Annotated in this window: 11 protein-coding genes; 9 read left to right on the forward strand and 2 right to left on the reverse strand. The window is 45.1% G+C overall.

Annotated features, from left to right (window positions below; genetic code table 11):
• Both AC1DLM_RS25575 and AC1DLM_RS25580 read left to right on the forward strand, forming a co-directional pair.
• On the forward strand, window positions 1-2,352 hold a 2,352-nt coding region (locus AC1DLM_RS25575; protein ID WP_477571541.1), incomplete at its 5' end, for a helicase C-terminal domain-containing protein.
• Window positions 2,353-2,356: 4 nt separating this feature from the next.
• Window positions 2,357-2,977 (forward strand): redox-sensing transcriptional repressor Rex, encoded by a 621-nt coding sequence (locus AC1DLM_RS25580; protein WP_477571542.1) that lies wholly within the window; start codon window positions 2,357-2,359, stop codon window positions 2,975-2,977.
• A gap of 53 nt (window positions 2,978-3,030) precedes the next feature.
• On the opposite strand, the gene AC1DLM_RS25585 is transcribed toward AC1DLM_RS25580, so the two are convergent.
• A complete protein-coding gene (locus AC1DLM_RS25585) occupies window positions 3,031-4,032 on the reverse strand; it encodes an inorganic phosphate transporter (RefSeq protein ID WP_441986743.1) in 1,002 nt (333 codons plus the stop codon).
• Window positions 4,033-4,093: 61 nt separating this feature from the next.
• Window positions 4,094-4,720, reverse strand: a complete 627-nt coding sequence (locus AC1DLM_RS25590; protein ID WP_441986742.1) for a DUF47 domain-containing protein — start codon at window positions 4,718-4,720, stop codon at window positions 4,094-4,096.
• Between the two features lie 258 nt (window positions 4,721-4,978).
• Between AC1DLM_RS25590 and AC1DLM_RS25595 the strand changes: the two genes are divergently transcribed.
• From AC1DLM_RS25595 to asnS, 7 genes are all read left to right on the forward strand, one after another.
• Window positions 4,979-6,274, forward strand: coding sequence for an amidohydrolase (locus AC1DLM_RS25595; protein ID WP_477571543.1), 1,296 nt, complete (start codon window positions 4,979-4,981; stop codon window positions 6,272-6,274).
• Window positions 6,275-6,317: 43 nt separating this feature from the next.
• Window positions 6,318-6,806, forward strand: a complete 489-nt coding sequence (locus AC1DLM_RS25600; protein ID WP_477571544.1) for a cell wall elongation regulator TseB-like domain-containing protein — start codon at window positions 6,318-6,320, stop codon at window positions 6,804-6,806.
• Between the two features lie 158 nt (window positions 6,807-6,964).
• Window positions 6,965-7,501 (forward strand): hypothetical protein, encoded by a 537-nt coding sequence (locus AC1DLM_RS25605; RefSeq protein ID WP_441986739.1) that lies wholly within the window; start codon window positions 6,965-6,967, stop codon window positions 7,499-7,501.
• On the forward strand, window positions 7,494-8,999 hold the full coding sequence (locus AC1DLM_RS25610; protein WP_441986738.1) for an AAA family ATPase: 1,506 nt from the start codon (window positions 7,494-7,496) through the stop codon (window positions 8,997-8,999). Before AC1DLM_RS25605 ends, AC1DLM_RS25610 begins: the two co-directional genes overlap by 8 nt.
• 108 nt (window positions 9,000-9,107) lie before the next feature.
• Window positions 9,108-9,980 (forward strand): 3-hydroxyacyl-CoA dehydrogenase family protein, encoded by an 873-nt coding sequence (locus tag AC1DLM_RS25615; protein WP_441986737.1) that lies wholly within the window; start codon window positions 9,108-9,110, stop codon window positions 9,978-9,980.
• A complete protein-coding gene (locus AC1DLM_RS25620) occupies window positions 9,977-11,185 on the forward strand; it encodes an acetate kinase (RefSeq protein ID WP_477571545.1) in 1,209 nt (402 codons plus the stop codon). Before AC1DLM_RS25615 ends, AC1DLM_RS25620 begins: the two co-directional genes overlap by 4 nt.
• A 72-nt stretch (window positions 11,186-11,257) precedes the next feature.
• Window positions 11,258-12,547 (forward strand): asparagine--tRNA ligase, encoded by a 1,290-nt coding sequence (gene asnS / locus AC1DLM_RS25625; protein WP_477571546.1) that lies wholly within the window; start codon window positions 11,258-11,260, stop codon window positions 12,545-12,547.
• Window positions 12,548-12,549 lie beyond the last annotated feature (2 nt).

The raw sequence follows: 12,549 nt of genomic DNA on the forward strand, positions 1-12,549 counted from the left end.
CTCTTAACGGTACAGCGGTTGAACCAAATTTTCGAAAACGGTAACACGGATTTGGGCTGGTTTCTTGACGAAATTTGTTTATATAAAGAATCAGTAACTAGTGTGGATATGGATACGAATCGTTACTTCCGTCAATTTACATTGAATGTGACGGATTGGGGCGATGAAGATGAGCTTCGAACGGAGTTCGAGGTCACTGAAGCGCTAGGTGCTTCTTTTCAAGCGTTTCAGCAAGGATTGAAATCTGCGCTCCAGCAACGATTCGAGGTGTATGAGGATCGTGAATCTCAGGATCAAATGATTCTGGAAGTGGAGAAGTCTCTCGAGGCCGATCAGCATTTGATGATTGAAGCTGGAACAGGGACGGGCAAATCACTGGGATACTTGATTCCCTCGATCTATTACGGTTTGAAATATGAGAAGAAAGTGGTCGTCTCGACACATACGATAAATTTGCAGGAGCAGCTGCGTGAGCGGGATATTCCTTTGTTAAAAGAAATTTTTCCTGTTCCGTTCAAAGCAGCTGTCCTCAAAGGAAGAAGTCACTATCTGTGCCTTCGTAAGTTCGAAACGAAGCTCACAACTCGGGACTACGAAAATGGCAGAGAAGACCCAATAACAGCCGCGCAAATGGTCGTTTGGCTAAGTGAAACTGAACATGGGGATGAGGAAGAACTGCACTTTGGCAACAAAGGTGCCCAATTCTGGTACTCGGTTGCGAGTGATACCGATTCTTGTTTAAACCGCATGTGCCCTTGGTATAAGAAGTGCTTCTACCACAGAGCTCGTAATGATGCCAACACGTCAGATGTGATCATCACGAACCATTCCCTCCTCTTTACGGATATGAAGGCTGAGAACCGGCTTCTACCGTCCTACAAGCACCTTGTAATTGATGAGGCGCATCACTTTGAAGAAGTGGCAAGCAAGCACCTCGGAATCGAGCTGCATGCATCAGCGTTCTACCATTCCTTATTGTGGCTGTATAAGGATAATCGCAGCGGTCAACTTCCGATGCTTCGGTTCCGATTACAGAAATCGGATGAGGCGGGAGAGCGAGCAGCGGCATGGAGCCAAACGATTGATGGTCTATTCCCGAAAATTATTTCGATCAAAGAGGACTGGGAACGTTTAAGTGAAGCCCTGTACGAATTGGTTTCCTCCAAAAGTGATCCTTCGCAATCGGAAACTTCGCAATATGTATTGCGTTTGAAACCGGAGACACTGCCTGCAAATTGGCGCGAGCTGTTGATTATGGAGGATAACATTTATCTGAATGCGAATGAGCTTTTGCGAACTTTGGATAAATTGTTGAGTGAGCTAAAGGAACAGCAGGATGGACTTGGTGTTCAAGGATTAGTCACCGATCTAAATGGAACCGTGAAAGAGTTGTATGCCCATCGTGATGCGCTGCATTTCTTTATGAAAATGGCAGACGAAGGGTACGTGTATTGGATTGAAGCCGGCACGTATGCGAAAGCCAAATCGGTACAGCTGAATTCTGTACCAACGGATGTAAGCGGGTTGCTGCAGCAGCATTTCTTTGAAACGAAAGACAGCATTATTCTAACGTCTGCAACGCTTTCAGTGAATAAATCGTTCCAATACTCAGCGGAGCAACTTGGTTTAGCCATTCCGGAGGACGAAGAGTCAGGTAAGCTGAAAACAGTACAGTTGCCATCTCCATTTAACTATCGTGAGCAAGCATTAGTCGTCATTCCACGTAATTTCCCAACGATTAAGGGAGCGGGGGATCCCGTGTTCATCGAAGCACTGATCAACTCTTTGAGTGATGTGGCTCAGGTAACGAAGGGGCGAATGCTGGTTCTATGTACCTCGAATCGGATGTTGAAGCTAGTACATGCAGGGATGAAAGAAAAGCTGAGCCCACATGGCATCACTGTGCTTGGCCAGGGTGTTGACAGCGGCAATCGCAGTAAGTTGACCCGAATGTTCCAAGATAACAAAATGTGCGTGTTACTGGGCACTAGCTCATTCTGGGAAGGTGTAGATATTCCAGGAGATGCGCTAAGTTGTCTGGCGATCATTCGTCTCCCGTTCCAACCACCGAATCACCCGCTTGTAGAAGCCAAATGTGAGAATATCAAGAAGCGCAATGAGAATCCATTTATGAAATTTTCTGTACCTCAAGCTGTTATTCGATTTAAACAAGGCTTCGGTCGATTAGTTCGGAGGGCATCAGACAAAGGGATCGTCATTATCTATGATACACGTGTTATTGAAACGTATTATGGCAAGCACTTCCTCTATTCGTTGCCTGGTCCGAAGATCGAGCACATGACCTGCGAACAAATGCTGCCGAGGATTGAGCAATGGATGGGAGGAGCTTAAGAACGTGAAAACACAAAAAATTTCAGAAGCTGTTGTCCGCAGATTACCTATCTATTTACGCTATCTAAACGAGTTGCAAATGAACAATGTTTCCACGGTGTCTTCTCAGGATTTAGGTCAGAAGTTAGATCTGAATCCTGCTCAAATTCGGAAGGACTTAGCTTATTTTGGCGAGTTTGGCAAAAAAGGAATAGGCTATGATATCAATTATTTGATAGAGAAAATTCGGCAGATTCTTAAATTAGATCGACATATTCAAGTTGCACTCGTTKGCGCAGGAAATTTAGGCAGAGCACTTTGCAATTATAATACGTACTTACGTAATGATATGAAAATTGTAGCTTTATTCGATGCCATGCCTTCTAAGATAGGCGAAGTGATTAATAACTTGGTTGTGCTCCCCATGGATAAAATGAAGTCGGTTATGTCTGAGCTTGGTGTGCGAATCGGTATTATTACCGTTCCCGCGGCTGAAGCACAAAATGTAGCGAATGAATTCGTTGCTTGTGGGATTGAAGCGATCTTGAACTTTGCTCCAGTCATCATCAAGGTGCCGCCGGATGTGCGCGTTCACTATGCGGATTTTACGACCGAGCTTCAAAGTTTAGCCTATTATCTCGATTAGAACGAAAAAGGCACGACCCGCGCAGTTTCAGCGGGTCGTGCCTTTGTTTCTCATTACATGATTAAACGGAATATCGCAAAGTACAGCGTGTAAGCAAGGACCATCGAGATTGGAATGGTAATAACCCAAGTGATTAACATTCGTCCTACCGTGCCCCATTGTACTTCATGGAAACGCAAGACACTGCCTGTCCCGATGATCGCTGAGGAAATAACATGTGTCGTTGATAATGGTTTACCAATGAAGGTTGAGATTTGAATGACAATTGAAGACGTCAAGTCGGCAGCGAAACCGTTAATCGGTTCAATTTTAACAATTTTACCTGAAACGGTTTTAATAATACGCCATCCACCAATCGATGTTCCAAGTCCCATAGCAAGTGCGGCAGCAATTTTAACCCAGATGGGTACATTCAAATCATCTTGCACACCAGCCGCAACGAGACCAAATACGATAATGCCCATCGCTTTCTGAGCATCGTTACCACCATGTGAATAGGAAAGTAATCCGGCGGATAGGATTTGTAACGTACGAAAACCACGATTTAGCTTAGATCTGGAGGTATTCCCTGACCACAGCACGATATTTTTGATCAATACCATAATGAGATACCCTAGAACGAATGCTATAATCGGCGATAAAATGAGAATGATAATAATTTGCGTGAAACCACTCCAGTTAACGCCATTGAAACCAGCACCTGCAATTACAGCACCGGCTAAGGCACCAAGCAATGTGTGGGAGGACGAAGATGGGATGGACAAATACCATGTAAGTAAGTTCCAGATGATTGCTGCAAGCAAGGCTGCAATCACGACTTCAACCCCATTTTCAATCTTCGCAGGATTGGCAATACTTCCGCCTACTGTTTTGGCTACTTCCGATGAAACCATGGCACCAACAAAGTTGAGTGAAGCAGCCATGAAAATGGCGACTCGCGGGCTCAATGCTCGCGTAGAAATGGAAGTAGCAATCGCATTAGCTGTATCGTGGAATCCATTGATGAAGTCGAATAGCAGGGCTAGAGCAACGATAATGATCAAATAAGTTAGCATGAGTTCCTCCTAGCGTTTTCCAAGTGGAAAACTTTCTTCGTACACAGAGACATGTTGTGTCTTAGGAGTAGCGAAGTACTACACTGTCAAGAATGTTGGCAACATCTTCACAAGCATCGGTTGTTTCTTCAAGACGCTCGTAAATTTCTTTGAGTTTAAAATCTTCGTACGGATCTTTGCGCGTGATAAAAATTTGACGAATTCCTTCGCGCATCAAACGATCTCCATCATTCTCTAACTTATTTATAGCCACAGTGTGTTCTGGAATTTGCATATATTTTTTCTTGGCTAAAAGCTTGAAAGCATCTAGCATATGTTGACAGGAGTCTACGATTACACCAGAAAAATCTTTCATGTAGGTATCCGTATGAGAAACATTTAAATAGTCGAAACGAGCAATCGTAGCCTCAATACCATCGGTAACATCATCAACCTTGGATGCAAGAACCATGATATCTTCTCGATCAATAGGAGTGATAAAGACTTTGTTCAAACCTCTGAAAATGTCATGTGTGATCGAGTCTCCTGCATGCTCAAGATCATGAATCGCTGTTACATACTCAATTGGTGGCTTATCACCCATCATGGCAGTGCGAAACAGTTGAGCAGTTTGCAAGGCGTTCTCTGCAGCACGGATAAGAAGTTGCAAGAAATCGACTTCGTTCTTTCTGGTGAATAACGTTGTCATAGAATCCTCCTAATTTTTACTATATGTACAAGTTTTTKAACGAATTTGTGGATCGAGTTTGACCAAATTGTAGAAAAAACTCACAATGAATAAAGTATCATACTCATAAGGTCAAACGCAACGAAAATTCCGTGAATATTTACAATTTCTTAACATGAAGTGAATAGCTTTTGCTTACCTTGATTTTAGAGGCATGAAGATGTAAAGTTTATGGAGCAGTAGTTGTTTATAGAATGAGCATAGAGAGGGTTTTTTACTATGAAAAAAACATTAATTTCAAATGGTATTTTTATTTCTAATAAGGAAGACAAAACATCGATCAAGGGCTGCATGGTTATTGAAGGCAGTCAGATTACATACATTGGGACTGAAGTACCTGAACCGTTAGACAATTACGATGAAGTGATTGACGGAACGAATAAGCTGTACATGCCTGGACTTGTGAATACACATGGACATGCTGCGATGTCATTGCTCCGCGGTTATGGTGACGACTTAGCACTGCAAGTATGGTTAGAGGAAAAAATGTGGCCAATGGAAGGGAAATTTACTTCGCAGGATGTCAAATGGGGAACGCGGTTGTCGATCCTTGAAATGATCAAAGGCGGCACAACGACATTTGTCGATATGTATGACCATATGAATGAAGTTGCCTTAGCGGTTGAGGAATCGGGGATGCGCGGCGTCTTGACCCGCGGTGTGATCGGTTTGTGTCCGCCAGATGTGCAAACAGCTAAGCTGATTGAAGCTACTGAATTTGCAAAGAACTGGCATGGTAAGGCGGATGGTAGAATTACTACGATGATGTCTCCTCATGCCCCTTACACATGTCCGCYAGATTATATCGAGCGTATTGTACAAGCTGCACATGATCTAAATCTTCCAATACATACGCACATGTCGGAAACACGCCGTGAAGTTGAAGCCAATGTTGAACAGTATGGCGCTAGACCTGTGGCGCATTTGGAAAAGCTAGGCGTGTTCACTCGCCCAACGCTTGTTGCGCATGGTGTTCATTTGAACGATGAAGAAATAGCTATTCTCAAACAATATGATGTACGTGTGTCTCACAATCCAGGCAGCAATCTCAAGCTTGCGAGCGGTGTAGCCCGTCTTCCAGAATTATTACGTGCTGGCGTTAAAGTTTCTTTAGGTACAGACGGAGCGGCATCCAATAACAATTTGGACATGTTCGAGGAAATGCGATTGGCAGCTCTTATACATAAAGGAGTAACTGGTGATCCATTAGCGATTCCTGCGAAAGAAGCCTTGTTGCTTGGAACTCGGATGGGAGCAGAATCCATTTGGCTGGAGGATGTCGGTTTACTTGAGCCTGGCATGAAAGCAGACTTCATCGGACTGGATATTGATCAGCCTCATTTTCTTCCGAAGACAGACTTCGTTTCCCACATTGTGTACTCCGCGTGTGCGAAAGATGTCGTTGATGTGTGCGTGGATGGGAAGTGGATCGTCCGTAAAGGTGAGTGTCTTACTTTAGATGAAGAGAAAATTAAGCGTGAATTTGAAAGTTGTTTTGATCGACTAAAAGGTTAATGCTTCGGCAAAGTAAGTGGTTTTGAGGAGGTGCGCGGCAGTTATGAATGCGAAGCGAACGATCACACTTGGCGTTTTTATTGTAGCAACGCTGGGTGTCGTGTTTAGCCGATTCTACCTGAATGTGCAGAACGAACACTGGGATGAGAAACGTGTAGCTGTTGAAAAAGCCTATGTCGGAAGTATGATGACAAAGGCATCAAAAGTGGATTTTTTCTACGGTGATGAGCCGTTTCAGATTGTTTATGGGGAGAACAAGCTAGGACAGCGTTTAATTGCTTGGGTATCAGCGGAAGATGTTCATACGGAAATGGCGGAGGAAGCCTTCACTGAAGAGCAAGCCCGCGCTGCTGTATTKAAAAAGGCGCCGAGCAGTGAAATTGAGCGAGCCATACCAGGCAAATTAGGAAATGACTATGTGTGGGAAGTATTTTATAAGACGAAGGAAGATAGAGGTACKCGGTATTTCTATGATTACTACACTTTCAAAGATGGTACTTATCTGGATACGTATCGGCTCAGCCTTCAATAAGAAGGTTGAGTTTTTTTATTGTATTTTAGACGATGATGATGACTTTCTTGTGTTTCCACTGTTTACATAAGGCATATCGTGTATATGTAGTGATATACTTAACGTATTGCTTTCGAGGCATACAAAACTATCATTAACAGAAAGGTGGATKCCTACCTATGAAGATGAAGCTACGCGTTTTACCTGTTATTTTGAGCGTGATTATATCGGCTGGAGTACTTTTTGGAGGCTGGTTCGCCTATACAAGCTTTGCGATGGAAAATCCATTATCACATATAATTAATACGGTACCGGGTGTAACGAATTCAAATATGAAACTTTCCTCGAATCAAGTGGATGTTGAGTTGACTTTGAAGCCTGACGCTAATTTACGACAAGTTGTTGAATTAATTAAAGAGGAAGGCTCATCGATTATCGGGAAGCGTACGGTAAATATAACAATAAAGAATCAATCCTCGGACAAGCTGGATCAATGGTGGTCTAAAGCGTTATTTGAGGTCGCTCAAGCGATGGAAACGAAGCACTATGCGGATATACCAGCAACTTTACAGAAGTATGCAAATGGTGTGCCCACAATGAACGTGGACAGCGAAATGGACGAGAAAAATGTTTATATTCGATTAACAGATGGTGATGCGACGAAATTTATCATGCTGCCAAGAATCTCCCAGATTGGAGTGTGGCCGAATGAGTAAAATATATAAAGAAATTGGGATTGGATTTATTCCTGTTCTTCTGGTGTTCTTAGCTTTTCAAGGTGTGAATGTGTTACCCATCTTATTCGTGAGTGTGCTTGGCGGTTCGTTACTATATATGATGAAAACCCGCGGCGGTATCGGAGCTGCTGCAGGCGGAGGAGATCGGAAAAGCAAGAATCGCACGCCTTCTTTCCTTACCTTTGATGAAATTGGCGGACAGGATCGGGCGAAGAAAGAATTGATGGAAGCACTTGATTTCTTGATAAAGCATGAGGAAATTAAGAAGCTGGGTATTCGTCCTCTAAAAGGTTTGTTGCTAACAGGTCCTCCAGGGACGGGTAAAACATTGATGGCGAAAGCATCTGCACATTACACCAACTCCGTTTATATGGCTGCTTCAGGTAGTGAGTTTGTCGAGATGTATGTAGGTGTCGGTGCAAGCCGAGTACGTGATTTATTTAAAGATGCCAGGGCTCGTGCTATTAAAGAGGGCAAGGATAATGCCATTATTTTTATTGATGAGATCGATGTGATAGGTGGTAAAAGAGAAGGCGGACAACAGCGYGAGTATGACCAAACATTGAATCAGCTGTTAACCGAAATGGATGGTATTCATACGAATGAAGCGCCACGAATTCTTATCATTGCAGCGACGAATCGGAAGGAAATGCTCGATAGTGCTTTGCTGCGGCCTGGGCGTTTTGACCGGCATATCGAGGTTGATCTGCCAGATAAAAAAGGTCGCTTAGCTATTCTGCATATCCATGCAAAAAATAAACCGTTAGCTGAAGGTGTTACGTTGGAGCAAACGGCTGATCAAACCTTTGGTTTCTCAGGTGCGCAGCTCGAAGGTGTGCTGAATGAAGCTGCTATTTATGCGATGCGTGAGGATAGCCCAGCGATTGAGCAGACTCATTTGGCATCGGCGATTGATAAGGTAATGATGGGTGAACGAACAGATAAAGAAACAGCGAATGATGAGAAAGAACGTGTGGCTTATCATGAATTAGGCCATGCTATTATTGCAGAGCTTGTTCGTCCGGGATCTGTTTCCCAGGTCACAGTGAGTCCGCGTGGTAAAGCGCTTGGGTATGTACGACATAATCCGCCGCAAGATCATTATTTATATACGAAAAATTATATCGAAGATCAGATCATGATTGCCCTTGGTGGAGCGGCTGCGGAAGAAATGATTTACGGAGGTCGCAGTACGGGGTCTCGCAACGATTTCGAACAATCGCTTTCCATGGTTCGTAACATGATGGATGCCGGACTTACCAGCTTAGGTATTATTGATCGTGAGATGGTGACGAAGGAACAGTTGATGAAAGAAAATGCTGCCATCCTGGATGCGTTAATGCTGCGTACGAAGAAAATGTTAGATGAGCAACGTAGTGTGTTTGAGCACTCTTTCGCTATTCTGATGAAGGAAGAAGTACTCTCAGGTGATACTTTTCGTACATTATTTGACGCTTCTGTGTCACAAAGTGCATAATAATGACCGTTGGCCAATTAGGTCAACGGTTCTTGGCTTTACTACACGTATGCAAGATACATATAATTATAGAGGAAGGCAGAAGTCCGGAAGAAGGAGAAACAAGCTATGATGTTTAGAACGATAGGTGTCATTGGCGGAGGGACGATGGGGCAGGGTATTTCCGAAATGCTGGCCGCGCGTGGTCTTGATGTCATTCTTGCTGAGAAAACAACAGAAAAGCTAGACCGAGCGTTTGAGCTTATAATGGTCAGTTTAGATAAGCAAATTGAGCGTTGGGCTTTGACGGAAGCGGAGAAGAAATCCATCCTTTCGAAAATTAAAAGAGCTAACTCGATTCAGGACATGGCTTCCTGCGAGCTTGTCATTGAAACGATTTCAGAGGATTTGAATGCGAAAAAGCATGTCTTTTTCCAGCTCAATCAAATATGCTCGCCTCAAATCATACTAGCAACGAATACTTCTACATTAAGTGTTACGGAGATTGCAGCCATCACGACGCATCCAGAGCGTGTTATTGGTTTGCATTTTCTACATCCGGTTGCCAAAGTGAATCTTGTTGAAATCGTACGGGCGATGAAAACGTCGGACGAGACTTATAATCTTACACGTCAGTTTGTTGACGATGTACTCACCAAAAAGAGTATCAAAGTCAATGAATCGCCTGGCTACATAACGACGAGATTGATCTGTACATTGATTAACGAGGCGCTGCATACTTTATCCGAAGGTGTCGCCTCTGCGGAAGATATCGATCAAGCCATGCGTATCGGCTATGATTTCAAGCATGGTCCATTGGAGATGTGTGATCGGTTCGGGCTGGATGCCGTATTGGCTGCGCTAGAGGGCATGTTCCGTGAATATGGCGATATCAAATACCGGCCTTCGTATTTGCTGAAACAAATGGTACGTGCAGGGCATCTTGGCGCGAAGACGGGAGAAGGTTTCTTCCGTTACGACAAGGATGGTGACCGACTATGAATATTCTGGTTATAAATGCTGGCAGTTCATCAGTGAAATATCAATTGTATGATATGGAAAATGCAACTGTACTGGCCAAGGGTAGAGTAGAACGCATTGGGATGGATACCGCTATCCTTTTGCACGAACCAGCGGGCAAACCCGAATTTCACAAGGTGGATGAAATTCTAGAGCATACAACAGCCATCCGCAGAGTGCTGGATGTACTTGTCCATCCGGAGCATGGCGTGTTGACCGCCATCTCACAGATTGATGCTGTTGGCCACCGTGTCGTCCACGGCGGCGAATCCTTCAAGAGCTCCGTCCTCGTCACGGACGAGGTGAAGAAGGAGATTCGGCGTCTCTTCGATTTGGCGCCGCTGCACAACCCGGCGCATATGCTTGGCATCTCGGCGGTGGAAGTGAACATGCCTGGCGTGCCGCAGGCTGTCGTCTTCGACACTGCCTTCCATCAGACGATGCCGGCGAGAGCCTACCTGTATCCGGTGCCGATGGCACTCTACCGGAAGCACAAGGTGCGCCGCTATGGTTTCCACGGTACGTCGCACAAGTACGTGAGCGAGCGTGCCGCTGCCTTCCTAGGACGCCCGCTGGAGCAGTTGAAGCTCATTACCTGTCACATAGGTAATGGCGCTTCCTGCGCCGCTGTATGGGGCGGCCAGTCAGTTGACACGAGCATGGGAATGACCCCGCTCGAAGGTCTGATGATGGGCACGCGCAGCGGCGATCTGGATCCGGCCATCGTGCCCTATGTGATGGGCAAGGAGGATTTGACGATCGGCGAGGTGAGCTCCATGCTGAATAAGCATAGCGGCCTGCAGGCGATTTCAGGGATCTCCAGCGACATGCGCGAGATCATGGAAGCTGTGGAAGCGGGCGATAAGAACGCTACCTTGGCTTTTGAAATGTATGCGTATCGGCTGCGCAAATATATCGGGGCTTACGCCGCGGCGATGAATGGCGTCGATGCGATCATGTTTACCGCAGGCGTAGGCKAGAATTCCGCGCCGCTGCGTAAAGCGGTATGCGAGGGCTTGAGCTTCCTTGGGGTTGATTTTGATGAAGAAGCGAACCTGCATGGTAGAGGGATAGAAAAGCGAATTACGAAGCTTGGTTCACGGGTTGAAGTTCTGGTGGTTCCGACCAATGAGGAATGGGTCATCGCCCAAGATACATACGAACTCGTGCAATCGTTGCCCCGTTGATGGTTTCGTTGAAATCATGAAATAGTGTACAATAGAATGGAATCTCAGTAAGTAGAGAGGAAGGAAATGTAAATGAAAAGTACAATAGGTGAAGTGAAACATCATGTCGGCGAGTCCGTTACTATCGGCTGTTGGCTTAACAAGAAACGCTCAAGTGGTAAAATTCAGTTTTTGCAGCTTCGTGACGGTTCGGGATATATACAAGGTGTTGTTGTTAAAAGCGAAGTGAGTGAAGAGGTGTGGGAGGCAGCTTCTAAGCTAACCCAAGAGAGCTCCTTATACATAACGGGAAATGTAAAAGAAGACACTCGCTCCAAAAGCGGTTTCGAACTCGACGTGACTGGCGTAGAAATCATTCAAATCACCGAAGAATATCCGATTACACCGAAGGAACATGGCGTTGATTTCCTAATGGACAATCGTCACTTGTGGATTCGTAGCCCGCGTCAGCGTGCGGTACTTGTGATTCGCGCAGAAATTATCAAAGCGGTTCAAGCGTTCTTCAATGATAGAGGGTTTCATTTGGTGGATCCGCCAATTTTGACACCATCCTCTTGCGAAGGCACGACGAACTTGTTTCACACAAAATATTTCGATGAAGATGCCTTCTTGACGCAAAGCGGACAGTTATACATGGAAGCAGCTGCGATGGCACTAGGCCGCGTTTATTCCTTCGGTCCTACCTTCCGTGCAGAGAAATCCAAGACACGGAGACATCTCATCGAGTTCTGGATGATCGAGCCGGAGATGGCGTTCGTGGATCACCTAGAGAACCTTGAGGTGCAGGAGCAATTCGTATCTCATATCGTGCAGACGGTCTTGGCCAATTGCCAGGCTGAACTTGAAACGTTGGAGCGGGATACATCGAAGCTGGAGAAAATAAAAGGCAGCTTCCCACGTATCACGTACGATGAGGCTGTTGACTATTTGCAAAAGAATGGGCATGAATTCGAATGGGGCGAAGATTTCGGAGCTCCGCATGAAACAGCGATTGCAGCTCAGTACGAAACACCGGTGTTTATCACCCACTGGCCAACGGAGATTAAGGCTTTCTATATGAAACCAGATCCAAACCGTCCGGAAGTCGTGCTGTGTGCCGATATGATCGCGCCAGAGGGCTATGGAGAAATTATTGGGGGAAGTCAACGGATTGATGACCCTGAATTGATGGAACAGCGCTTCAAGGAGCACGAGCTTTCTCAAGAGGCGTATCAATGGTATTTGGATCTTCGCAAATATGGAACGGTGCCGCATTCCGGTTTCGGTTTAGGCTTAGAGCGCACGGTTGCTTGGATTTGCGGTTTGGATCATGTGCGTGAAACCATTCCATTCCCACGTTTGTTATACCGTCTATACCCTTAAAT

The sequence above is a fragment of the Paenibacillus sp. 01T442 genome (genome assembly GCF_056398345.1).